Here is a 23,310-nt window from a genome sequence, read left to right as displayed (position 1 = left end):
AGCGAGGTGGCCGCATGAGCACTGCCCTGGAGGTCTTCTCGCCGTTCTTCACCGAAGCCGCCGAACCCGTCGAACCGCTGACCGACCGCTACCTCGTGCTCGACGACCCCGGGCGGATGCTGCTGGTCCGCTCCGGCGCCGTCGACCTGTTCGCCGTCAGCCTCGACTCCGGCACACCACAAGGCCGTTGGCACTTCCTCTGCCGGATCGAGGCAGGCACCCTGGTACCCGGCGCGGCCGCCGGACCGCGCCGCGGCATCGTCGCCCGCCCGGTGCTCGGCGCCGAACTCTCCTTCCTCGCCACCACCTGGGTCGAAGGCCTCTCCGCCCGCGGCCGCGAATGCGGCACCGCGGCCGGCGCCGCCGTCCGGGCCCTGCCCGCAGGCGAACAGCAGCAGGCCGCCGACCAGTTCCTCGCCGGGCTCGCACGCGGCCTCACCGCACTGGCCGGCGCGCTGCGCGACACCCTGCCGCCCCGCGAGTTCACCCCGCTCGACCCGGCCGAACCGACCGTCCTCAAGCGCGGCCAGGCGCTGCGCTCCGTGGACGGCCTGCAGTGGGTCCGGGTCGAGGAAGGCGCCGTCGAGGCGCCCGAAGGCGCGGCCGGCTGCGCGGCCGGCGAACTCGCCGAGGGCGCCGAACTCTGCCTCACCGAGAAGGACTGGCTGGTCGCCACCGGCCCGGCCACCGTCCGGGCCCGCTCCCCGCGCGAACTCCTCGACGAAGGCGGCCTCTGGGAACGCCTCGCCACCCACTGCGGCCGACTGCTCGACGCCGTCGACCGCCGGATCGGGACCCGCCGCGACAGCGAGACCGAACTCATCGCCGCCCGCCGCGAACGCGACGCCGGCACCCTCGCCGACTCCGCGCGCGGCTTCGAGACCATCCTGCGCGACACCGCCTCCCGGCTGCGGATCGGCGACGCCACCGGCGACGATCCCACCCTGGCCGCCGCCCGGCTGGTCGCCGCCCACGAGGGCTACACCGTCACCGCCCCGGTCTCCGGCAACGGGCACGACCGCCGGCTCGACCGGCTGCAGGCGATCGCCCTGGCCTCCGGCGTCCGTACCCGCTCCGTCCGGCTGGACGGCCGCTGGTGGCACCACGACCTCGGCGCGATGATCGGCTACCGCAAGGCCGGCGCCCCCGTCGCGCTGCTCCCCCTCGGCGACGGCTACGTCCTCGCCGAGGGCGGCAAGGTCACCCCGCTGACCCCGAAGGTCGCCGCCGAACTGCAGAACAAGGCGACCGTGCTGTACCGGCCACTCCCGGCCACCGTACGGACCGTCGGCGGACTGCTGAAGTTCGGCCTGCGCAACAACCGGCGCGACCTGTGGATGTTCACCGGCATGGCCGCCCTCGTCGCCCTGATCGGCCTGCTCGTCCCGGTGATGACCGGCGAAGTACTCGGCACCTTCGTCGCCCACGCCCAGCGCAACCTGATCACCGAAGGCGCGCTGGTCGTCATCGGCTCCGCGATGGCGGTGGCCGCGCTGTCCATCGTCCAGAACATCGCCGTACTGCGGATCGAAAGCCGCTCCACCGCGGCGATGCAAGTCGGCGTCTGGACCAGGCTGCTGTCCCTGCCCGCGCCGTTCTTCGCCAACTACTCCACCGGCGAACTCGGCACCACCGTGCTCGGCGTCAGCGCCGCCCAGGAAACCCTCTCCGGGATGATGACCACGGCAACCCTCGGGCTGCTCACCGGGCTCGCCAACCTGGTGCTGGTCTTCTTCTACGACCTGCGGCTGGCCGGGCTGGCCACCCTGCTCGTCCTCGTCGGCGGCGGCTTCGCCCTGGCCGCCGGCCGGTTCGAGGTCCGCTGGCAGCGCCGGCTGTACGCGCACGAGCAGACCATGTCCGCCCGTGTCTTCCAACTGCTCACCGCCATCCCCAAGTTGCGGGTCACCGCAGCCGAGGACCGGGTCTTCGGGGTGTGGGCCGCCGAATTCGGCAAGGGACGCGGCCTCGCCGCCTCCTCCCGCCGGGTCCAGAACGCCGTCACCACCTTCAACGCCGGCTTCCCGCTGGTCTGTTCGGTCATCGTCTTCGGCGTGATCGCCGGCCCGCTGGACGGCCGCGTACCGATCCCGGTCTTCCTGTCCTTCTTCACCGCCTTCAACCTGCTGATCGCCTCCAGCCTCCAGTTCACCTCGGCCGCGGTCACCGCGATGGGCGTCGTCCCGATGCTCGAGCGGCTGCGGCCGATCCTCGAGGAGAAGCCCGAGGTCGACGACACCAAGGCCGACCCGGGCGACCTCTCCGGACGCCTCGGCCTCAGCCACGTCACCTTCCGCTACGGCCAGGACGGCCCGCCCGCCCTGCAGGACGTCACCCTCACCATCGAACCCGGTGAGTTCGTCGCCGTCGTCGGCCCGTCCGGCAGCGGCAAGTCCACCGTCCTGCGACTGCTCCTCGGCTTCGAACGGCCCGAGGCCGGCACCGTCCTCTACGACGGCCAGGACCTCGGCGAGTTGGAGGTCTCGGCGGTCCGCCGACAGTGCGGCGTCGTGCTCCAGCACGGCGCACTACTGGCCGGCGACATCAAGGCCAACATCGTCGGCTCCACCAACCACACCCTCGACGACGCCTGGGCCGCCGCCGAAATGGCCGGCATCGACAAGGACATCGCCGCCCTCCCGATGGGCATGAACACCGTGCTCTCCGAAGGCACCAGCACCCTCAGCGGCGGCCAGCGGCAACGCCTCATGATCGCCCGCGCACTCGTCTCCCGGCCCCGCATCGTCTTCTTCGACGAGGCCACCAGTGCCCTCGACAACCCCACCCAGCGCCTCGTCACCGAATCCACCCGCCGGCTCAACGCGACGCGCGTGGTGATCGCCCACCGGCTCTCCACCGTCGCCGAAGCCGACCGGATCATCGTCATGGACCAGGGGCGGGTCGTCCAACAGGGCCGGTACGAGGAACTGCTGGCCGACCGGGACGGACTGTTCGCCCGACTCGCCAGCCGCCAGATGTAGGCCGTTCTTCCCGGGGAGGGGACGCATGGAGTACGCACTGCTGGTCTACGGCCAGGAAACGGACTGGGACCGGATGACACCCGAAGAACGCGAGGCGCGGTTCACCGCCAACCGCGCCTTCGGCCGGGAACTCGCCGAAGCCGGCGTACGGATCTCCTACGGCGCGCGGCTCGCCCGGCCCGCCGCCGCCGAAGGCGAGGCCCGGGCAGCGGACGGCGTACCGGAGGTCGGCGGCCTCTGGGTGATCGACGTGCCCTCCGACCAGGAGGCGCTCGGCTGGGCGGCGAAACTGCCGGTCAGCGAATCAGGCCGGGTGGAGGTCCGTCGCTGCGACGGACCCCCGCGGACCAACCGGCCGGTGGGAACGGAGAACTGAGGATCATGGAATACACCCTGCTCATCCACGGCGACGAGCGGGTCTGGAACGGGCTGACCGAGGCCGAGGAGGCCGAACTCGACGCCGCCCACGCCAGATTCGGCCGCGACATGCACGAGGCAGGGGTGGCCGTCCGGTACGGCGGCGGGCTGCACCGCAGCTGCAGCGCCCGACTGGTAGTGCCGGGCGGCGCCTCCGGAGCCCCGGTCTCGGACGGACCGTACCGGGAGGGCCACGAACACCTGGGCGGCATCTGGGTCATCGACGTCGCCGACGAGGCGGAAGCCATCACCTGGGCCCGCCGACCCCCCCCCCCCGGGGGCGCCCGGGGCGATGCCCGCCCGGGCGGGCCCACGTGGGGGGTGGGCGGGTGGTGTGGGATGGGGGCTGGCCCGACTCCCCACTCCTCCTTGCTTTGGCGGGCTTCACGGGACATCGGTGAGGTCGAGCTCCGCCCAGACCGTCTTGGAGTTGGGGTGGCGGGGGATGGTGCCCCAGCGGTCGCAGAGGGCGTCGATGAGGGTGAGACCCCGCCCTGACTGCGCGGTGGGGGTGAGGTCGGAGGGGAGGACAGGAAGCCTGTCTCCCCTGGGGTCGCTGATCTCGATGCGCAGGGTGGTGCCCCAGCGCGCGGTGGTGAGCGCGAGGTGCAGCTCGAAGCCGCGCCCCGGAACACGACTGTGCGTAGTCGCGTTAGCGGCCAGCTCCGCGACGATCAGCAAAGCCGAGTAGAACGGCTCGATGTGCGTCGAGTTCAGCCCCCAGAGGGTGAGTTGACGTCTGGCGATGCGCCGGCAGATGGCAGCGCCCTTGGGCGAGGCGGCGAGCGTGGTGGTGTGGCTGCGCGGGCTGTCGAGCGGGATTTCGGTCGTCATGGGAGAAAAGCGTGACGGCACGGACGTACCCTGACCATGCATCCGGCGAGTACGGAGAGTGCATGTGCGGATGCGCAGGGTCTGCCTGTCGGGTGGCCCGGATCATTCGATCGAAAGGGCGGGTGATTGCCGTGGGTGGCGTCGAACGCACGGTCTCCGACGACGGCGAGACGGCGGAGAACTCCGACGGGGTCGCGGAGTTCTACAGCGCGGTGGGGAAGCTGATCAAGCTCTTCCGGGAGCGGGCGGGGCTCACGCAGAAGCAGTTCGCCAAGCTGACGGGCTACAGCGAGGACCTGATCGGCGCGATGGAGCGCGGGGTGAGAACGCCGAGGATCGAGTTCCTGATGATGGCCGACGGCCTCCTCAACGCCGGTGGCGCACTGAGGGCCGTCGCGGACGACGTGATGAAGGCGAAGATCCGGGTGGCCACGCGGCACCCGGCGTTCAACAGGGCCTTCACAACGGAAGAAGCCAAGGCCCTGGAGATCCACGACTACAGCACGCTCGACATCCCAGGCTTGCTTCAGACCGAAGCGCACACCCGGGCGCTCTATGAGATGCGGCGACCCTGGCTGTCAGTCGAACAGATCGAGAAGTGGGTCGAAGCGCGCCGAGCGCGGCAGGAGATCCTCACCCGGTGGCCGCTGCCGCTGATGACCTGGGTGATCGACGAGAGCGTTCTGCGGCGCCCCCTGGGCGGTTGGGACGTACATGAGGGGCAGCTCCGACACATCCTCAAGGTCGCGGAGATCAGGGGCCTTGAGATGCAGGTGGTTCCGCTCGACAGCACGGAGCACGCCGGGATGGGCGGACCCTTCACCCTGCTCACTCCGCCCGGCCGTCCACAGATTGCGTACGTTGAGGTCCAGCACGTCAATAGACTCATCACGGGCCCCGAAGAAGTCCGTAGGATGGCCGCACGATACGGCACCCTCAGGGGGCAAGCGCTCAACATGAGGGAGTCCTTGGCCTTGATCGAGAAGATCCTGGGAGAGCGGTGAGCATGTCCGAGATGGCATGGTTCAAGAGCAGCCACAGCGGCAACGAGGGCGCCAACTGCGTGGAGGTCGCCGAGACCCCCGGCACCGTCCACGTCCGTGACTCCAAGGACAAGAGCGGCCCCCAGCTGGCCTTCGAGCCGGCCGCCTGGGCGGCGTTCGTGGCCTTCGCCGCCACCACCGAGGTCTGACCGGACTTCTCCCGTCGGCCCGCCGCTCCCGAGCGGCGGGCCGTTGGCGTACTCGCCTCGCATGTACGGGTGGCGCGCACCTCGGCACGGCCTTCCCCACGGTGCGGGAACACCGGCACGCACGGCCCGCCGATCGCGGTCAGGTAGCAGCCGATTACTATCGGACAGCAGAACGCTGTCGGATACGCGGCCCCAGGCGGCGCCCCGGGGCCCGACTGCAGGGGGGGAACAGATGGCAGACACTGATCTGGCCTTGGAGCTCAAGGTCAATCCGGCCGAGCTGGACGGCTGCGGGCAGAGCGCCCAGCACATCGGTGGCCTCATACCGGGCGAGACCGCGAAGATCACCGAACCGTCCAACCAGGCCGCCGGCACCCTGACGGGCTGGCAGCTGGCCGCCGCCATTCAGAACTGCGGCACCAACTGGAAGACGCTGCTGGACAAGCTCGGCGGCGACATGGGGGATGTCGGCACCAAGCTCGCTTCGTCGGCCGGCTACTACCGCCAGGTCGAGAAGAACATCCACGCGAGCCTCAAGGACCCCAACTCGCCGACCACGGACGAGCCGGACCCCTTCGGCACGGTCGTCGCCCCGGGCCCCGTGAAGCCCTACAGCGCGAAGGCGGCCGAGTAGACGATGGACATCAAGACGCTCTACGACGCCAACATCAACAACATCACCGTCGCGAAGAACGCCTACGACGCGCTCTTCACCGCCTTCGGCCAGCACATCGAGTCCTGGGACCACGACGTGGTCAATCGGCTGACCAACTCACACTGGACCGGTACGGCCTCCGGCCACGCCCACGCCCGCATCCAGTTCCTGGGCACCGAACTCCAGGCGGCGAAGCAGGAACTCGGCCTCATCAGCAAGGCGCTCTCCGACGCCGCCGAAGGCATCGCGGCAGCGCAGTCCCACCTCATCAGCGCGCTGGACGACGCCAAGAACAACAAGATGACCGTGGCTCCCGACGGCCGCATCACCTGGGACAACGACCCGAACTCCGCCAACTACGCGGGCGAGAAGGCCGAGGGCATCGCCCAGGCGATCAGCAAACGGATCACCGACGCGCTCACCGAGGCAGATCACGCCGACCAGGCCATCAGCGCACGGCTCGGCCACCTGTCCACCAACGCGACCAACGGCACCGGACTCGACGCCGCCACGGCGAAGAACGACCAGGCCGCGGCGAACGCACTCAGCCAGGTCCCCGCCGCCGGCACCGACCCGGACAGCGTGAAGAAGTGGTGGGACGGCCTCACCGACGCGCAGCGCCAGCGGATGATCGTCACCGCGCCTGACAAGGTCGGCGGCCTCGACGGCGTCCCCGCCGTCGCCCGTAGCCAGGCCAACCGGATCAACCTGCAGCGCGGCAAGGAGGACCTCCAGCGCCAGATCAACGACCTCGGCCCCGAGCCGGTGAAAACCCTGGCGACCGTCAACGGCCAACCCGTCAAGAATCCTGACTACGACGAGTGGAAGCGCAAGCACGACGCCCTCAAGGACAAGATGGATGGCGTCAAGGCCATCGAGGAGCGGATCAACAAGCCCGTCGACGCCGATAACCCGCCCGCGTTCCTGCTCGGCTTCGACACCAAGGGCACGGGCCGTGCCATCATCGCGGTCAACAACCCGGACACCGCCGACAACGTCTCGACCTACGTCCCCGGCACTGGAGCCCGCGTCGGCGGCAGTCTCGCCGGCGACATCGAGCGCTCGGACCTGATGGTCGCCTCGGCGAACGCGGCCACCAATAACTCCAAAACGACGTCGTCGATCACCTGGGTCGGCTACACCGCGCCACAGTCGATCGTCCCCGAAGCCGCAGTTGACCTCTTCGCAAAGGCCGCAGAGAACGACCTGCACAGCTTCGAGACCGGGCTCCGCGCCACCCATGAAGGAAAACCGTCGAACAACACCATCCTCGGCCACAGCTTCGGCACCACCACCGTGGGCTACACCCTGCGTGACAAGGGGCTGCCGGTCGACAACGTCGTCCTGATCGCCAGCCCGGGCGCCGGCGTCGAACACGCCCGTGATCTGGGCGTCGACCCGTCCCACGTCTTCGTGGCACAGGGCGACAAGGACGCCATCAAGTTTGCGATTCCGGAGAACGCGGACAACGCGGTGAGCAACATCGTCAACAACGTCGGCGCTGACCTTGGATACAACGACAATCCCGACCATCACGTAGCCTTCGGGCGCGACCCGAGCGTCCCCCAGTTCGGCGCGCAGACAATCCCCACCAGCCCGGGAACGGATCACAGCGGGTACTGGGACAACAACAGCGCCTCCCTCATCGCGATGGGAAAGGCCATCGCGGGAAAGCCGATCTCATGAGCACCAGGATTCATGCTTCCACAGCACCGTCACTGGCCAAGAGGTTCGCAGTCACAGCCGTGCTGGTGATCACGACGCTGGGCCTGAACGCCTGTGGGGTGGAGACGGCGAAGGAACGGTCAAAGCCCACGATGACGCAAGACCAGGCGAAGAAACTGATCGACAGCTACCAGACAGACATTCTGGCGAATCTGCCCATCAAACCGGTGTCGAGTCCGGCGCCATTCCGCGATCTGGAGTGCGACCTCAACAACGTTGGTCCGCACGGCCGGAAGCAGACTTGGCGGTCCGCCACCTTCGAGGACCTCCCACTGCCCGACAGGACACAAGCGGCGGACGCCTTCCGCACCTACCTCACCGGGCGGGGCTTCCAACAGGTCGAGGCCGACACCCATCTCGGCTGGGTGAAGATGAAGAACCCCAAGGACGACTTCGTCGCCGTCCTGGACGGAGCGGCCGACGGGAGCCGCGTCTTCCAGCTGGACGTCAGCTCGCCCTGCGTCTGGCCCAACGGCACCCCACCTGCCTGATCCGGCTCCCTCTCCGTGGGGCCCCCCCGCCCCCCCCGGGGGGGCCCCCCCCCCCCCCCCCCCCCCCCCCCCCCCCCCCCCCGGCCCCCCCCCCCCCCCGGGCCCCCCCCCCCACCGCACATCTCCCGCAGCACCACCACGCTGACGTGTGCTGCTCGGCGACGTTCGCGGCCGCATTGGCCCCGCGGCCGGCAGCTCCGCATCGAGGACCGATCGGCCGTACGCGTGCGGGCATCCGGAACATGAGATACCGCCGTGCAACGCCAAGTGCTGTACTCGGCATGGCAATTCCTTCATCAATCTTCGCGCCGCACCTCTTGCTGGGCTCATGACAGGTCGGCAACTCTGGACTGCCGCCGCGTCACGGCCACCCCCACGGCTCGTGCCGGCGTGTGAGCCTCCTGCCTGTTCCCCCACGAAGGAGCCAGCATGCGCACGTCCCTGATACGCGTCGCCACCCTCGCGGCGGCCGCCGTCCTCGCCGCCCCCGCCGTGCCGGCCACGGCGGCGGCCGCGCAGGCGGTGTCGTTCCGCCCGCTGAGCTACAACACCAACGGCTACAACTGGGGCGGCTACGCCGCCACCGGCAGCGGCTTCACCTCGGTCTCGGCGACCTGGACCGAGCCGCACGCGACGTGCAACTCCACCAACGACCTCTACGCCCCCTGGGTCGGCATCGACGGGTACGGCTCCTCCACCGTCGAGCAGACCGGGGTGGCGACCGACTGCTCCAGCGGCAGCCCCGTCAACCAGGCCTGGTACGAGATGTACCCGGCGAACCCGGTCTACCTGAGCCTCAGCTCGTACCCGGTGTCGGCCGGTGACTCCATCACCGCCTCGGTGACGTACGCCGGGAGCAACAGGTACACCCTCAAGCTGACCGACTCCTCGCGGGGCTGGACCTACAGCACCACCAAGTCCCTCACCGCGCAGCGGACCAGCGCTGAGGTCATCATCGAGTCGCCGACCGGCTCCTACCCCAACTTCGGCACCCTGAGCTTCACCTCGGCGACCGTCAACGGCAAGTCCCTCGGTTCCTCGGGCCCGGTCGCCCTCGACCCCAGCTCGAACGGCACCTACGAGGCCCGCACCGGTGGGCTCGGTTCCAGCGGCACCAGCTTCACCGAGACGTACCTGCACCAGTAGCCGCACCGACGTCGAAACGGCCCGTTCCCTGCGCGCAGGGAGCGGGCCGCACTCGTACGACGTTCAGGCGAGGTGCGCGGCGATCAGCGGGGCGCAGACGTCGGGGCGCTCCAGGAGCGGGAGGTGGCCGGTCTCCTTCAGCGACGACAGCCGGCAGTCCGGCACGGTGTCGCGCAGCAGCTCGGCGTTGCGGACGAACGCGGGCATGTCCTCGTCGCCGAGCACGACCAGGGTCCGTGCGGTGATCCGGCGCAGGTCGTCCGCCGTGTGCCGGTGGGCGGTGAGGGCGTCCATCGCCCGGTTGCCCAGTTCGGCCCAGCTGTGGCGGGCGATGACCTCACGCAGGGCGGCGCGGAGTTCGGGGTGGCGCCGGGTGCCGGTGAAGATGTCGGGCGGGGACTGCATCCAGAGGTCGGCCAGCTGTTCGCCGGGGCCGGCGAAGCGGTAGAGCATGGCGAGCTGCCGGTAGCGGACCCGGGCCGAGTCCTCGTTGGGGGTGCCGGCCAGGGTGGGGGCGGCGAGGACCAGGCGGTCGAGCAAACCGGCGTCCTGAAAGGCGAGTTGGATGGCCGACATGGAGCCGAAGGAGAGGCCGACGAGCCTGCGGGCGCCGGTCTCCTTCGCGACCTCGGCCAGCTGCCCGGCCAGGGCGGTGAGCGTCAGCCCCGGGGGGAGCGGGGCGGAGCCGCCGTGGCCGGGCAGGTCGACGCCGATGTGGGTCCAGCCGGGGAGGCGGTCCCACAGTGGCTGCCAGGTGGTGGAGTCCATGGTGTAGCCGTGGATCCACAGCACGGCCGGGCCCTCGCCCTGACGGCGCAGGTGCAGGTACGGGGCCTCAGGCACCGGTGCCTCCGGAGAAGTCGGCGCAGAAGGCCCGGAAGGCGAGCACCGGCTCGTCCCGGGCGTCGTAGCGCGGGGTCATCGTGTGGTCCAGGTGCTCCCAGACCACCTTGTCCTCGGCGAGCGCCTTCTCGCTGCCGCCGAGCAGGGCCGGCAGCGCGGCCCGCTGGTTCCCGCGCACGCCGATGGCGACCCGGGCGACGCAGCCGCCGTCCTCGGTGGGCACCGAGCCGGTGACGATCACCTGCCGTTCCTCGAGCGGGCCGAACTCGGTGACCACGATGTTCGGGCTGAACGCCTGGGCGTGGAAGCGCGGTTTGAAGTCCCAGCGGACGCGGCCGGTGCGGACCGCCTCCCAGCGGATCTCCTCCAGCTTGCGGGCGTCCTGCCAGGGCGAGGCCTGCATCAGGAACTCGCCCTCGATGACCAGCTCGCCGTTGTCGCCGGCGCGGGTGGTCATGCCGCGGGTGCCGGGGACGCCGTGGACGGCCTTGAAGTGGTCGGGGTCGAAGGCGTTCTCGACCACGTACTCGGAGGACACCGCGACCGGCAGGCTGACGGCCGCGACCAGCGGGTAGTCGTCCTCCCAGTCCTTCAGCGCCTGCTCGAAGCCGCGGTCGCCGTCCGGGTCGTCGGAGAGCCGGACGAACAGCGCGTCGCCCCACTCCAGCACCCGGTGCTCGGCGACGGACCAGTGCCTGGACGGGTCGCCGAGGGCGATCCGCTTGCCGTGGAACGGGCAGACCAGGCAGTCGCCCTCGCGCCGTCCGCCGTAGCCCAGGTGGGCGCCGCGGTGCGGGCAGTTGGCGTCCAGGACGCGGATCCGCCGGCCGCCCTCGCGGACGGCGATCAGGCGGCGCGGGCCGATCGCCAACGGGGTGATCTCGTCGGCCAGTTCGGATCGGAAGGCCAGCAGGTACCAGCCGTGGTGCACGGTCATCGGACTCACGTTCGTCGAATTGCCTTGAGGACTTGTTCGGCGGCCCGCTCCCCGCTCGCCAGGGCGCCGTGCACCCAGGGCAGCCGTTCGCCCGCGACGGTCGCCTCGCCGGCGAAGAACAGCGTGCCGTCCACCGGCTCCGCCCACTCCCGGGCGGCTCCTTCCAGTCCGGCGCGGGGCGCGGTGAACGCGCCGCCGGCGTACGGGTCCCGGCCCCAGTCGGCGACGGTGAGGCCGAGGACGGTGGCGTCGGAGGTCCAGGGCAGTGCGGTGGCGAGCAGGGCGGCGAGCGCCGTACGGTCGGCGGCGGCCGCGCGCAGGTCGGCGGCGGCTCCGGCCTTGGCGACCACCAGTGCCTCAGGGCGGCCGGCGGTGCAGCGGACGAAGCCGGTACGGCCGTCCACGTCGAAGACGATCATCGTGTCGGGTGCGGGCCGGTCCAGTGTCACCACGGCGCAGCAGCCGTCCCCGGCGGGCAGTCGGGCGGCGTCCGCCAGCTTGCGCGCGGGCAGTCCGGCGATCGCGCCGGCGGCGAGGACGGCGGGCGGGGCGGTGAGCACGACGGCGCGGGCGGTGGCCGTGCCCGTGTCGGTCCGGACGGTGACCCGCCCTGGTCCGTACATCAGCTCCCGGACGGGTTCGCCGAGCCGGACGTCCAGGCCCTCGGCCAGCCGCTCGGGCAGCCGGGCGAAGCCGCCCTCGACGGCGAACTCGCCCTCGCCGACGCCGTCCCGGCGGTGCGCGTCGGCGACGGCGGCGGCGCTCAGCTCGTCGGGGTCGGCGGCCCAGTTCTGCCGGAACCACTCGGTGGCGGCCGCGGCCTCCGGGCCGGTGCTGCCCTGCGCGCGCAGCCAGGTGCCGACGGACAGGCCGGTGATGCCGGGCGCGCGCTGCAGCATGGCTTCCAGCTGCCAGGGCGCGCGCCGGCCGAAGCTCAGTGCGCCCATCTCCCGGTTGGCGCCGTCCTCGACGATCCGGGCGGTGACCCGGCGCGGTACGGCGGTGGTGGCGCCCGGGCCGACCAGTTCGTGCACCGGGTTGTGCTCCCCGTGCACCACCTGGGCGCCGAGTTCCAGCGGCGGGCCGCCGTCGGCGGGGTGGTGGGTGTGGATCCGGCCGCCGAGCCGCTCCCGGGCCTCGAGCACCACGACGCCCAGGCCCTCCTGGCGCAGCAGGCGGGCGCAGTTCAGGCCGGAGGCGCCGGCGCCCACCACGATGACGTCGTACGTGCTCACAGCTCGCCTCCGAGGTCGATCGGCAGCGCCCGCAGGCGGCGCGGCACCAGGCACTGGTCCCAGTCCGGGGCGCCGGCCGGGCCGCGCAGGGCCGGGTAGCGGCGGACCAGGCGGGGCAGCAGCAGGGCCATGGTCTGGCGGACCAGCGGGGCGGCGAGGCAGAAGTGCGGGCCGCCGCCGAAGCCGAGGTGGGGGTTGGGGTTGCGGTCCAGGCGCAGTTCGTCGGGGTCGGCGAAGACGTCCGGGTCGCGGTTGGCGGCGGTGAGCACCGCGAGCACCCGGGCGCCAGGCGGGAGCACGCCGCCGTCGAGTTCGACCCGGTCGGTGGTGACCCGGGCGGTGAACGGGATCGGCGCCTCCAGCCGCAGCAGTTCGTCGACGGCGAGGCGGCCGGCGTCCTCGCCGGCTTCCGCGAGCCGGGCGACCGCCGAGCGGTCGGGCAGCAGCAGGTGCAGGGCGTTGCCGATGGACTCGGCGAGCGGCTGCCAGCCGCCGATGACGGCCAGGTTGAGGATGCCGAGCATCTCGGCGCGGCTGAGCCGGTCGTCGGCGGCGAGCGCGGCGAGCGGCACCTCGGCCCCGGAGACGGTGATCCGGGCGGTGTGCTTGTCGAGGTAGTGGGTGAGCGCGCCGGCGGCGCTGCGGCCTAGGGCGGCGCGGGCGGGCGGCACCATCGGGTCGAGGTTGACCGAGGCGGCCCGGGCGAGCGCCTCGAAGCGCTTCAGCTCGGTGGCGGGCAGGCCGAAGAGGCGGGCGTAGACGGCGGTGGCGAGCGGCCGTCCGAGGTCGGCGACGGCGTCCACCGGCCGGTCGACGGGAAGGGTGTCGAGCAGTGCGTCCACGTCGGCGGCGAGGTGGACGCCGAGCGGGCGGACGGCGGCCGGCCCCAGGAGCAGCGCCCCCGGGGCCCGGAGCCGGTGGTGGTCGGGCGGGTCGGTGGTGAGCATGGACGGCGGCAGGGCGTCGTCGCGGGCGCGTTCGCGCTGGCCCTGCGCGGCCGAGAAGCGCGGGTCGCGCAGTACGGTCGCGCAGTCGGCGTGCGCGGTGACGAGCCAGAGCCGGGACGCGGCGTCGTAGTGCACCGGGTCGTTGGCCCTGAGCCACCGGTACGCCGGGTGCGGGTTCGCCCGCCCGGCCGGGGCGAACGGGTGGATCAGGTGCTCCGGCAGGCGCACCGGCGCCGTCGTCATGTCCGGCTCCGAGCGGTCGTCATGGTCCGGCTCCCAGGGGGTCTCAGCGGACCCGGGGTCCGCGCCAGCGGAAGGAGAAGGCGGTCAGTACCAGGCCGGCCAGCGACCAGGCCACCAGGACCATCGCGATGTGCCCCAGTTCCCAGTTCCCGGCGGGTTCCACGACGGTGAAGGAGTCCGGCAGGAAGACCGAGCGGAAGCCCTGGGCCATCCACTTGACCGGGAAGAACGCGGCCACGGTCTGCATCCAGGCGGGCAGTTGGCCGAACGGGAAGAACACGCCGGAGATGAACTGCAGCACCATGAAGACGGGGGTGACGATCGCCGCGGCCGACCGGCTGTTGGGGATCAGCGCCGAGTACGCGGCGCCGGCCATCGCGCAGGCGACGGTGCCGAGCGCGAGGTCCCAGCCGAGGGTGAACCAGCGTTCCGGGGTGCTGGGCAGCGGCAGCCCGAACAGGGCCAGCGCGATGCCGATCAGCAGCACCGTCTCCAGCGCGGTGGTGACGATGACCCGGACCAGCTTGCCAACGAAGTAGGCGGACTTGGGCATCGGGGTCATCGCGAGCCGCCGGACCGTGCCGGTGTCGCGCTCGATCGCGATGTTGATCGCGAGGCCGGAGAAGGCGGTGCTCATCACGCCGGCGGCGATGATGCCGGCCATGAACACCAGCTTGACGTCGGTGTCGGTGCCGGCCACCTTGCCCGAGAAGATCGAGCCGAAGACGACCAGCAGGATCACCGGGAACATCAGCGTGAAGACCAGCGACTGCTTGTTGCGGAAGAACGCCCGCAGTTCCACCTTGGAGCGGGCCGCGCCGGCCCGCCAGATGCCGGGCGGCCGGGCGGCGCTCCGGGGCGCCTCGTCGGCCTTGCGGGCCCGGGCGGTCGCGGTCGGTTGGGTGAGGGTCATCGCTTGCCCGCCTCGGGGGTGCCGTGGCTCGTGCCGTGGGTGATGCTCTGGCTGGTGTCGGCACCGCGGTCGGTGCCGTCGGCGTGCTCCCGGATCAGGTCCAGGTAGACGTCCTCCAGGGTGGGCCGGTGCACCCGCAGCTCGGGCAGCTCGCCGACGCCCGCCTGGTGCGCCCAGGGGACCAGCGCCGCGAGCAGCGCGGTCGGGGCGTGCGTGGCGATCCTGAGCACGTTGTCCACGCCCACCGGGGCCGGTTCGGCCCCGGGTGGCAGCGGCGGCAGCGTGCGGCCGGCCAGCTCCGGCGGAATCCGGAAGGAGACCGTGGTCGGAGTCTGCGTACGGCCGCCGAACTCGGCCAGCGGCCCGTACTGGACCACTCGGCCGGCGACGATCACCGCGGCGCGCTGGGCCAGCGCCTCGGCCTCGTCCAGGTAGTGCGTGGTGAGCACGGTGGTGCGACCGCGCTCGGAGAAGTAGCGGACCAGGTCCCAGGCCTCTCGGCGAGCCACCGGGTCCAACCCGGTGGTGGGTTCGTCGAGGAAGATCAGGTCCGGGTCGCCGACGATGCCCACCGCGACGTCGAGCCGGCGGGCCTGGCCTCCGGAGAGGTCCGTGCTCTGCTTCTTCTCGTGCTTGCCGAGTCCGACCATGTCGATGACCTGGCCGACCGGCAGCGGGTTCGGGTAGAACGCGGCGAAGTGTTCGACCACCTCGCGCACGGTCAGGTCCGAGTAGGCGCCGGTGGTCTGCGGGACCACCCCGATCCTGGCGCGCCACTCGCGCCGGTCCTCGGCTGGGTCGCAGCCGAGGACCCGCACGTCACCGCCGGTTCGCTGGCGGACGCCCTCCAGGATTTCGACGGTCGTCGTCTTGCCCGCGCCGTTCGGCCCGAGCAGGGCGAAGACCTCACCCTGGTGGATGTCCAGATCCAGACCCTGGACCGCGTGCCAGTCGCCGTAACTCTTGCGCAGGCCGCGGACTGAGACGGGGTGTTCCCCGACGGCAGTCGCCACTGTGGATCGCTCCTCTGTGGGGTGTTCAGGCCGACCCGGTACTCGGGTCGACCGGCCGGGCGCTCTGCCCGGCGGGCGGGTTTCCCGGCTGGATCAGGTGCAGCAGCAGCACGGGCAGCAGCAGGAGTTGCCGCCGGCCGCGATGTCCGACAGGTCGCCCTCGCTCAGCTCGGCGGTGTCGATCTGCGGGGTCTCGGGGATGTGGAACTCGTAGCGACCGGTCGCCAGACCGATCTCGAAGAGCTCCACCTGCACCTCGAGGTTGCCCTCCTGCTCGCCCTCGGCGGCAGTCTGGACGATGACGATCTCGGCGTCGGCCGGGAGCTCCAGGCCGGCCTCGGCGAGGGCGGCGCGGGCGTCGGTACGCAGGCGGGCCGCGTACTCCTCGCTCGACCAGGCGCTGATCAGGGCACGGGTGTAGCCGTTGACGAACTCGGCCCGCTTCCTCTGGTCCAAAGCCATGTGACTTTTCCTTTTCTCGGTTTCCGGTGGTGCCGGCGGCGCTTCCCGGCGCTGCCTGCAAATGAAGAATGACACGGCCGCAATCGGCCGCCAAGACCTCATTTCCGGTGCCCGGACTAAGTATTGAGCACGTGCGGCAGGTGCGGTAGATTTCAGCCGTCACGCGCCCATGAATACGTATCAGAATACGCATCGGAATACGTATCCGAATACGTACGTGGAATTTCCGCGTACGCATTCCGGAGTCACGTACGTATTCCGGAGTCCCGGGTAAGCATCGAGAGGAAATCACGGGGGTGGTCCGCACCGTGCCTACGCACACCGTCCCGCCAGGCCCTGCCGACGACATCGACATGGCACTGATGAGGGAGTCGCCGCTCGACTTCATCACCGACCTGGCCCGCCGCTACGGCGACATCACCCGCCACCGTGCGGACGGCGACACCGTCTACCTGCTCAACCGGCCCGAGTACGCCAAGCACGTGCTCAAGGACAACGGCGCCAACTACACCAAGGAAGGCACCCCGGACGACGCCATGCTGCGCCCGCTGCTCGGCAACGGGCTGCTCACCAGCAACGGCGCCGACTGGGCCCGGCAGCGGCACCTGACCGCCCCGGCCTTCCGCCCCAGCGCCGTGCGCACCTTCGACACGATCGTCACCGACGCCACCACCGGCATGCTGGAGCGCTGGCGCCCGGCGCTGGAGTCCGGCGCCCCGGTGGAGGTGGACGAGCAGTTCACCGCGCTCACCCTGGGCATCCTCACCCACGCCATCCTCGGCGCCGACATCGACGGCATCGGCGAGGGCTTCGGCCGCGCGGTCGACGCCGTCAACCGCTGCATCGGCCACTACGTACCGGACCCCGACCCCGACCCGGCCGACACCGCGCGCCGGTTCGCCGACTTCGGCCGGGCCCGGGTCTTCCTCAACACCGTCACCCGCACCCTGATCGCCTCCCGCCGCGCGGGCGGCAACGGCGGCGGCGGGGGCGGCAACCTGCTGGACACCATGATGTCCACCGACCACCTGGTCTCCGACGAGGACCTGCGCGACCAGGTGCTGACCATCGTGATGGCCGGCCACGAGACCACCGCCAAGTCCCTGACCTGGACGCTCTACCTGCTCGACCGTCACCCCGAGGAGCTGGCCAAGGTCCGCGAGGAGGTCGACCGGGTCCTCGGCGGCCGCCCGCCGACCGCCGCCGACCTCCAGGACCTCCCGGCCTGCCGCCGGGCGATCCAGGAGGCGATGCGGCTCTACCCGCCGGTCTGGCTGATCTCCCGGCGGGCGGTGGAGGAGGACACCGTCGGCGGGTACCGCGTCGAGCCCGGCACCCTGGTGTGCGTCAGCCAGTGGGTGCTGCACCGCCACCCCGACTACTGGGACGCGCCGGACGCGTACCGCCCCGACCGCTTCGACGGCGCCACCCTCCCCAGCCACCTCTACCTGCCGTTCGGCGGCGGCGACCGGATCTGCGTCGGACAGCACTTCGCGATGCTGGAGGCGGTCCTGGTGCTCGCCACCCTGCTGCAGTCGGTCCGGCTGGAACTGGTCGAGGGCTTCCCGGTGGAACCCGAGGCCCTGGTCACCCTCCGCCCCAAGCACGGCATGACGATGATCGCGAGGCCCCGATGACCACCGCCCCTGCCCTTGACCGCCCGGCCGAGGACCGTCCCGTCGGCGGCTCCTACGACCCGGCCCGCACCACCGGCGGCGGCCTGACCGCCGAACTCGACCGGCTGGAGGCGCAGGCCGCGCTCTCCTTCCCCGAGGAGCTGCGCATCCTGCGCGAACTCGGCCTGGGCGGCGGCACCGTCCTCGAACTCGGCGCCGGCCCGGGCGCGGTGACCCGACGGCTGCGCGCCGCGCTGCCCGCCGGCACCGCCCTGATCGCCGCCGACATCGACGGCGGGCTGCTCGCCCACGCGGCCGGCCCCGGCGTCACCCTGCTGGTCGCCGACGGCGCCGACCTGCCGCTGCCGGACGCGAGCATCGACTTCGTCCTGCTCCGCTACGTCCTCCAGCACGTTCCCGACCCGGCCGCCGTCCTGGCCGAGGTCCGCCGGGTGCTGAAGCCCGGCGGGCGGGTCGCCTGCACCGAGGTCGACTCCGCGCTGTGGGGCGCCGCCGAGCCCTCGTACCCCGAACTCGCCGGCGTGCACGCCAAGATGGCCGCCGCCCAGCGCGCCGACGGCGGCGACCGGTCGATCGGCCGACGGCTGCCCCGGCTGCTGCACGCGGCCGGCTTCGACGAGGTCGTGCTGCGCCCCTTCGCCACCACCAACGACGACCACCCCACCGACGCCTTCGCCCCCCAGCTCGGCCCGCAGCGGCTGGAACCGCTGGTGGCCCGGGGCGTCCTCTCCCTGGCCGAACTCGCCCTCGCCGCCGACCGCTGGAACCGCTTCCGGTCGGACCCCGACGCCTGGGTGATGCTGCTCGGCCTCACCGCCGCCGCGACCGCACCCGCGGGCCGCGGACCGCAGGAAACCGTCCGAGAGCAGCACTGACAGAGCAGCACTGAAAGGAAACCCGTGCACCCCAAGGTCAAGATCTTCATCACCATCTTCTGCTACATCAGCGCCGTGGCCGGCCTGATCACCGCCGTGATGGACGCCAGCCACAAGCCCGCCCAGACCACCGACGCGGTCGTCGCCGGCGTGCTCGGCGTCGCCTTCCTGCTGGGCGGTCTGGCGCTGACCCGGAAGCCGCGCTACTGACGGTGGTGTCGACGCCCGGTCGCTTAGCAGCAACAACGGGTCGGGGGGTAAGGCTTCAAAAGCCTTACCCCCCGACCCGTTTCCGGTACGGCCTACTCCGCGTCCGCCTAACGCGACCGGCGCAGCGGGTTGATCACCCCGAACGCCCCGGTCAGCGTGGACGGGTCGACGAAGGAGCCGCCCGGCCCGTGCGTGCGGCGGAAGTTGTCGACCAGCCCGCGGAACGACGGGTCGACCTTCGCGCGGTACGCGGCCAGCAGGTTGACCCGCTCCGGCGTGGACAGCTCCTGCTCGGCACGCAGCTGGTGGCTGCGCGACAGGTGGTACATGCCCTCGACGGTGTACCCGGCGTCCAGCCAGCCCTGCCACAGCGCGTCGCGGTCCGCCTCCTGCCCGGCGAAGTACTCCAGGGCGCGCTGCCGCGGCTCGGTCGGCGCGGCCGCGGCCGGCACCGGCTCGGCCCGCAGCTCGACCCGCCGCCCGCACAGGTACAGCACCGCGACGCCCTTGCGGACGCAGAAGTTGAGCGCCTCCCCGGCCTGGTCGACGACGGCCTCGGCCTTGTCGTTGAGCGAGGTGTTGCACAGGATCGGCACCCCGGTCGCGGCCCGGAACGCGTCCAGCGCCCGGTGCAGCCGCGGGTTGGACTCGGCGGTGACGGTCTGGTGCCGGGCCGAGCCGTCCAGGTGGACGATCGCGGGCACCAGGTCCCGCACCTCCGGCCGGACCTGGACGGCCTCCAGCATGTACGGCGACTCGCGGTCCGAGGCGAACCACTCGCCCGCGTACTCGGCCATCACCATCGGCGCGACCGGGCGCCACCACTGGCGCCGCTTGTACGTGTTCAGCAGGTCCTTGACCTTGTGCGAGCGCGGGTCCCCGATCAGGCTGCGGTGGCCCAGCGCGCGCGGCCCGAGCTCGGCCCGGCCGTCCACCCAGGCGATCACGCCGTCCGAGACGTCGGCGACGAACCGCTCGGCCTCGAAGTCCGTCACCGAGGCGATCCACGGCGCGAACTCGGCCAGCGCCTCCTCGACGTCCAGCACGTCCCGGCCGTAGTACGGCGAGACGATCCGCAGTCCGGCTTCCGCCAGCGCGCCGGCCCCGTACAGGCCGAGCAGGCCGAGGCCGATGCCCTGGCCGGAGTCGTTGGCGCACGGCGGGGTGACCAGGCCCTTGAAGCCGAACCGGTCCATCAGCAGCGTGTTGGTGGGGCAGTTGAGCGCGTAGCCGCCGCTGGTCGACAGGTGGGTGTCCTCGGCGCGGATGCCGCCGACCTCCAGCAGCCGTTCCACGTTGCGGATCGCGACGCCCTCGCAGCAGCGCTGGATGACCTTCATCACCGCGCTGCGCAGGTGGTCCTCGCGGCTGAGCGTGTCGTCGAGCTCGACGCCGGCCAGTTGCTCGTCGGCGGCGGCCACCACGGCGCGCACCAGGTCGTGCGCGGCCTTCCAGGGCTGGGTCGCGGCGCCGCCGAAGAAGGTGACTTCCGCGATGGCCGCCTCGGCGTCGTACTCGATCGCCGCGGTCGAGGCCGAGGCCAGGGCCATCAGCGAGCCGGGCTCCAGGCCGAACACCGTCTCGGCGGCGGTGTACAGCGGGCCGGGAGACTCCACCGGCTCGAAGGTGATCCGCCCCTGCTTCACCACGCAGCCGGCGTACCAGTAGGTGTTCGGGCGGCTCTCCTGCGCGTAGTCGGGCAGTGCGTCGATCGCCAGACCGATGATCTGGCCGTCACGGAACAGCGGGACGTCCCGCAGCACCCCGCTGAACAGGTGCGCCAGGCTGTGCAGCGGGAACTCCTCCGACCCGGCCGGCTTGGGCACCGGCTGCGCCTTCGGCAGCCCCGGCGTGCCCCAGGTCGCCGTCACGTCGTCGAGGGTCAGCCCCTCCTCGGCCAGCAGGGCCGACAGGAAGGCCTCGGCCCGGCCCTCGGTGTACAGCGGCCAGAAGTGGTGCTTCTGCCCGCTGACCCGCTCCAGTTCCCACACCCGCACCAGTTCGACGTCGGCGCCGTCCCGGCGCCACAGCGCGACATTCTGGTCGTGCCGCACCGAGAAGACCGCACCCGGCCCCGGCGGCGTGAGATAGGCGGAAAGGAAATACTCGGCCACGGTTACCTCTTTTTTCCTCGGTCTGCCCAGGAGGAGGTAATTCCGGCCCGTTCGCGAGGGGATTTCCCGCACCCCGCCCAGGGCCGGCCGCCCGCCCCCGGCACCAGCGACTACCCGGTCATTCGACCATGCGTGCGGACGCCCGGTACATACTGAAATCCCCGTTTACGCACGTCCCGGCCGCCCGCATACGCATGCGCAGCGGGGCCGGCGGCCCGTCTGACGGAGTTTTTGACAGAGCAGCCAAGAACTGCCATCATCCTCCCATGGCACGCCCGAGGAAGTTCGACACCGAGGCCGCGATCGACGCGGCCATGAACACCTTCTGGACCAAGGGGTACACCGCGACCTCGACCGACGACCTGGCCGAGAGCACCGGCATGCTGCGCGGCAGCCTGTACAACGCCTTCGGCGGCAAGCGGCAGCTGTTCGAACTGGCACTGCGCCGCTACCGGGAGCAGGGCGCCGCCGGCGCGAACGCCATGGCCGACGACCAGCCGCCACTGGAGCGCATCCGGCGGCTGCTGCGCACCGGGGTGGACCGCACGACGGCCGACCACCGCGGCTGCCTGGCCGTCAACACCGTGACCGAACTGGCCGGGCCCGAGCCGGAGTTGGCACACCTGGCCCGACAGGCCTTCATCCCGCTGGAGTCCGCGCTGACGACGGCGGTCGAGGCGGGCCGGGTCCGCGGCGAGATCCGCGCGGACCGCACCCCGCAGCAGCTCGCCCGGCAGGTGATGGCCGCCTTCCACGGCCTACTGCTGCAGGCCAAGGCCGGCTTCGAGCCCGAATCGCTGCACGCGACCGTCGACGCCGTCGTCGACGACCTGCGCGCCTGAGTTTCTCCGCCGGGCCACCCCCGGCGCTTTTCCTGCCCAAGTTTTTGGCACTTCAGCCAATAACAGCCCTCACCGGAGGCCTGACCCGATGTCCGTCCAGCCCCGCCCGACCCATCAGTCTCGCCCGCCCCGTCCGTCCAGCCCGCTCCAGCGGCTCCGCCCACCCCTCCTGCCCGTCATCCTGGCGGCCTTCTTCATGTACGGCTTCGACGGCAACGTCGTGAACGTCGCCCTGCCCGCCATCCGCGCCGACCTCGGCACCGGCCAGGCCATGCTGGAACTCGTCGTCGCCGGCTACGTGTTCAGCTACGCCACCGGACTCGTCCTCGGCGGACGGCTCGGCGACATCCTCGGCCACCGGCGGATGTTCCTTACCGGGATGGCCGCCTTCACCCTGGCCTCCGTGCTGTGCGGACTGGCCCAGTCCCCCACCCATCTGGTGCTCGCCCGCCTGCTCCAGGGCCTCACCGCCGCCGCCATGGTGCCCCAGGTGCTCGCCCTGATCACCACCGCCCTCCCCGCCGAGGGCCGGCCCCGCGCTCTGGCCTGGTTCGGCGTCACCGGCGGACTCAGCGGCGTCTGCGGCCAGTTGCTGGGCGGCGTCCTGCTCGACGGCGACCTCTTCGGCCTCGGCTGGCGCGCCGTCTTCCTCGTCAACCTGCCGGTCGGCCTGATCGTCCTCGCCGTCGCCGCCGCCGTCCTGCCCCGCACCACCACCGGCCGCCGCCCCGCCCTCGACGGCATCGGCGTGCTCGCCGTCTCCGGCTCGCTGGCCCTGGCCCTCGTCCCGCTCGTCCTCGGCCGGGAGGCCGGCTGGCCGCTGTGGGCCTGGGCGATGCTCGCCGCCGCCGTCCCCGCCTTCCTGGCCGCCCTGCGCCGGGAGAGCCGCCTCGCCGCCCGCGGCGGACAGCCGCTGCTCGACCCGGCGCTGTTCCGCGGCCGGGTCTTCCGGACCGGACTGGCCGTCAACGCCGCCTTCATGGCCTTCTTCGCCGGCTTCGTCTTCGTCATCAGCCTCACCGTGCAGACCGGCTTCGGCTACAGCCCGCTCCGCTCCGGCCTGGTCTTCACCCCCATGGCCGCCCTCGCCATGGTCTCCTCGCTGACCGGCAAGCCCCTGATCCCCCGGTACGGGCTCCGCGTCCCCGTCGTCGGCGGACTGATCACCGCCCTGAGCCTGCTGCTCACCGCCCTCGCCCTGCAGACCGACGGCGAACGGCATGCCCTCCCCTGGCTGCTGACCACCATGGGCCTGATGGGCATCGGCAACGGCCTCGTCCTGCCCTCCCTGATCGGCGCCCCGATGGCCGGCATCACCCCCCAGCGCGCCGGCACCGCCGCCGGCACCCTCTCCACCACCCAGCAGTTCGCCGCCGTCACCGGCGTCGCCGTCCTGGGCGGCACCTACTTCGCCGTCCTCGACCACCACACCCACGCCACCGCCGCGGCAGCCGCCACCTGGCTCGCCCTCGCCGCCGTCCTCGCCATGATCGCCCTCACCCTCCGCCTCTCCCGCGCCACCACCGCCCCCGCCCCCGCCCCCGCCGAAGCCTCTCCCGCCCGCACCGCCGGCCCGGCACCCGCTCGGGCGAACTGAG

At 71.8% G+C, this 23,310-nt stretch carries 23 protein-coding genes; 14 read left to right on the top strand and 9 right to left on the bottom strand.

Going from position 1 to position 23,310, the window contains the following annotated elements:
* Positions 1 to 14 precede the first annotated feature (14 nt).
* Genes ACZ51D_RS09160 through ACZ51D_RS09150 form a run of 3 tightly spaced genes read left to right on the top strand, consistent with a single transcriptional unit; the run spans position 15 to position 3,896 of the window.
* Positions 15 to 2,981, top strand: a complete 2,967-nt coding sequence (locus tag ACZ51D_RS09160) for an NHLP bacteriocin export ABC transporter permease/ATPase subunit (RefSeq protein WP_465661730.1) — start codon at positions 15 to 17, stop codon at positions 2,979 to 2,981.
* 25 nt (positions 2,982 to 3,006) lie between these two features.
* A complete protein-coding gene (locus ACZ51D_RS09155; RefSeq protein WP_465615779.1) occupies positions 3,007 to 3,357 on the top strand; it encodes a YciI family protein in 351 nt (116 codons plus the stop codon).
* Between the two features lie 5 nt (positions 3,358 to 3,362).
* Complete coding sequence (locus tag ACZ51D_RS09150) at positions 3,363 to 3,896, top strand: YciI family protein (protein WP_465661728.1); 534 nt, start codon at positions 3,363 to 3,365, stop codon at positions 3,894 to 3,896.
* On the opposite strand, the gene ACZ51D_RS09145 is transcribed toward ACZ51D_RS09150, so the two are convergent.
* Positions 3,783 to 4,232, bottom strand: a complete 450-nt coding sequence (locus ACZ51D_RS09145) for an ATP-binding protein (RefSeq protein ID WP_465615775.1) — start codon at positions 4,230 to 4,232, stop codon at positions 3,783 to 3,785. The two genes, ACZ51D_RS09150 and ACZ51D_RS09145, sit on opposite strands and share 114 nt — an antisense overlap.
* A gap of 131 nt (positions 4,233 to 4,363) precedes the next feature.
* On the opposite strand from ACZ51D_RS09145, the gene ACZ51D_RS09140 reads away from it, so the two are divergent.
* The 6 genes from ACZ51D_RS09140 (at position 4,364) to ACZ51D_RS09115 (ending at position 9,441) form a co-directional block, all read left to right on the top strand.
* Positions 4,364 to 5,236: a helix-turn-helix domain-containing protein gene (locus ACZ51D_RS09140; RefSeq protein WP_465615773.1), complete on the top strand. Its 873-nt coding sequence runs from the start codon at positions 4,364 to 4,366 to the stop codon at positions 5,234 to 5,236.
* Between the two features lie 2 nt (positions 5,237 to 5,238).
* Positions 5,239 to 5,424, top strand: coding sequence for a DUF397 domain-containing protein (locus tag ACZ51D_RS09135; protein WP_360505936.1), 186 nt, complete (start codon positions 5,239 to 5,241; stop codon positions 5,422 to 5,424).
* 232 nt (positions 5,425 to 5,656) lie between these two features.
* The gene (locus ACZ51D_RS09130; protein ID WP_465615770.1) at positions 5,657 to 6,058 is read left to right on the top strand and encodes a hypothetical protein; all 402 of its coding nucleotides are present in this window, start codon (positions 5,657 to 5,659) and stop codon (positions 6,056 to 6,058) included.
* A 3-nt stretch (positions 6,059 to 6,061) separates the two neighbouring features.
* Positions 6,062 to 7,765, top strand: a complete 1,704-nt coding sequence (locus ACZ51D_RS09125; protein ID WP_465615768.1) for an alpha/beta hydrolase — start codon at positions 6,062 to 6,064, stop codon at positions 7,763 to 7,765.
* Positions 7,766 to 7,824: 59 nt separating this feature from the next.
* Entirely contained in the window at positions 7,825 to 8,295 is a 471-nt protein-coding gene (locus ACZ51D_RS09120; RefSeq protein ID WP_465615766.1) for a hypothetical protein, read from the top strand.
* Between the two features lie 429 nt (positions 8,296 to 8,724).
* Positions 8,725 to 9,441 carry a G1 family glutamic endopeptidase gene (locus tag ACZ51D_RS09115; protein ID WP_360497828.1) on the top strand — a complete coding sequence of 239 codons (717 nt, stop codon included), beginning with the start codon at positions 8,725 to 8,727 and terminating at the stop codon, positions 9,439 to 9,441.
* Positions 9,442 to 9,504: 63 nt separating this feature from the next.
* On the opposite strand, the gene ACZ51D_RS09110 is transcribed toward ACZ51D_RS09115, so the two are convergent.
* From ACZ51D_RS09110 to ACZ51D_RS09080, 7 genes are all read right to left on the bottom strand, one after another.
* Positions 9,505 to 10,284 (bottom strand): alpha/beta fold hydrolase, encoded by a 780-nt coding sequence (locus tag ACZ51D_RS09110; protein ID WP_465615764.1) that lies wholly within the window; start codon positions 10,282 to 10,284, stop codon positions 9,505 to 9,507.
* Positions 10,277 to 11,221 (bottom strand): Rieske 2Fe-2S domain-containing protein, encoded by a 945-nt coding sequence (locus tag ACZ51D_RS09105; RefSeq protein ID WP_465615762.1) that lies wholly within the window; start codon positions 11,219 to 11,221, stop codon positions 10,277 to 10,279. The genes ACZ51D_RS09110 and ACZ51D_RS09105 overlap by 8 nt, the downstream gene beginning before the upstream one ends.
* Before the next feature lie 5 nt (positions 11,222 to 11,226).
* The gene (locus ACZ51D_RS09100; protein ID WP_465615760.1) at positions 11,227 to 12,456 is read right to left on the bottom strand and encodes a flavin monoamine oxidase family protein; all 1,230 of its coding nucleotides are present in this window, start codon (positions 12,454 to 12,456) and stop codon (positions 11,227 to 11,229) included.
* Positions 12,453 to 13,646 (bottom strand): cytochrome P450, encoded by a 1,194-nt coding sequence (locus ACZ51D_RS09095; protein ID WP_465615758.1) that lies wholly within the window; start codon positions 13,644 to 13,646, stop codon positions 12,453 to 12,455. Before ACZ51D_RS09095 ends, ACZ51D_RS09100 begins: the two co-directional genes overlap by 4 nt.
* A 43-nt stretch (positions 13,647 to 13,689) precedes the next feature.
* Positions 13,690 to 14,559, bottom strand: a complete 870-nt coding sequence (locus tag ACZ51D_RS09090) for an ABC transporter permease (protein WP_360497838.1) — start codon at positions 14,557 to 14,559, stop codon at positions 13,690 to 13,692.
* Positions 14,556 to 15,572, bottom strand: coding sequence for an ABC transporter ATP-binding protein (locus ACZ51D_RS09085; RefSeq protein ID WP_360497840.1), 1,017 nt, complete (start codon positions 15,570 to 15,572; stop codon positions 14,556 to 14,558). The genes ACZ51D_RS09090 and ACZ51D_RS09085 overlap by 4 nt, the downstream gene beginning before the upstream one ends.
* A 93-nt stretch (positions 15,573 to 15,665) precedes the next feature.
* A complete protein-coding gene (locus tag ACZ51D_RS09080) occupies positions 15,666 to 16,034 on the bottom strand; it encodes a hypothetical protein (protein ID WP_360497842.1) in 369 nt (122 codons plus the stop codon).
* 353 nt (positions 16,035 to 16,387) lie between these two features.
* Between ACZ51D_RS09080 and ACZ51D_RS09075 the strand changes: the two genes are divergently transcribed.
* The 3 genes from ACZ51D_RS09075 to ACZ51D_RS09065 are packed head-to-tail and all read left to right on the top strand — an operon-like array spanning position 16,388 to position 18,756.
* Positions 16,388 to 17,671 (top strand): cytochrome P450, encoded by a 1,284-nt coding sequence (locus ACZ51D_RS09075; protein WP_465661726.1) that lies wholly within the window; start codon positions 16,388 to 16,390, stop codon positions 17,669 to 17,671.
* Positions 17,668 to 18,546: a class I SAM-dependent methyltransferase gene (locus ACZ51D_RS09070; RefSeq protein ID WP_465615753.1), complete on the top strand. Its 879-nt coding sequence runs from the start codon at positions 17,668 to 17,670 to the stop codon at positions 18,544 to 18,546. The genes ACZ51D_RS09075 and ACZ51D_RS09070 overlap by 4 nt, the downstream gene beginning before the upstream one ends.
* Positions 18,547 to 18,570: 24 nt before the next feature.
* Positions 18,571 to 18,756, top strand: coding sequence for a hypothetical protein (locus ACZ51D_RS09065; RefSeq protein WP_030245889.1), 186 nt, complete (start codon positions 18,571 to 18,573; stop codon positions 18,754 to 18,756).
* 107 nt (positions 18,757 to 18,863) lie between these two features.
* On the opposite strand, the gene ACZ51D_RS09060 is transcribed toward ACZ51D_RS09065, so the two are convergent.
* A complete protein-coding gene (locus ACZ51D_RS09060) occupies positions 18,864 to 20,870 on the bottom strand; it encodes a carbamoyltransferase C-terminal domain-containing protein (protein ID WP_465661725.1) in 2,007 nt (668 codons plus the stop codon).
* 266 nt (positions 20,871 to 21,136) lie between these two features.
* Here ACZ51D_RS09060 and ACZ51D_RS09055 point away from each other — a divergent pair, with 266 nt between their 5' ends.
* Both ACZ51D_RS09055 and ACZ51D_RS09050 read left to right on the top strand, forming a co-directional pair.
* Positions 21,137 to 21,712, top strand: coding sequence for a TetR/AcrR family transcriptional regulator (locus tag ACZ51D_RS09055; protein WP_465615749.1), 576 nt, complete (start codon positions 21,137 to 21,139; stop codon positions 21,710 to 21,712).
* Positions 21,713 to 21,800: 88 nt separating this feature from the next.
* On the top strand, positions 21,801 to 23,309 hold the full coding sequence (locus ACZ51D_RS09050; protein WP_465661723.1) for an MFS transporter: 1,509 nt from the start codon (positions 21,801 to 21,803) through the stop codon (positions 23,307 to 23,309).
* The last annotated feature ends 1 nt before the right edge of the window (position 23,310 follow it).

This window comes from Kitasatospora sp. NPDC033851 (assembly GCF_055576085.1).
This window is presented reverse-complemented; position numbering and strand designations above follow the sequence as displayed.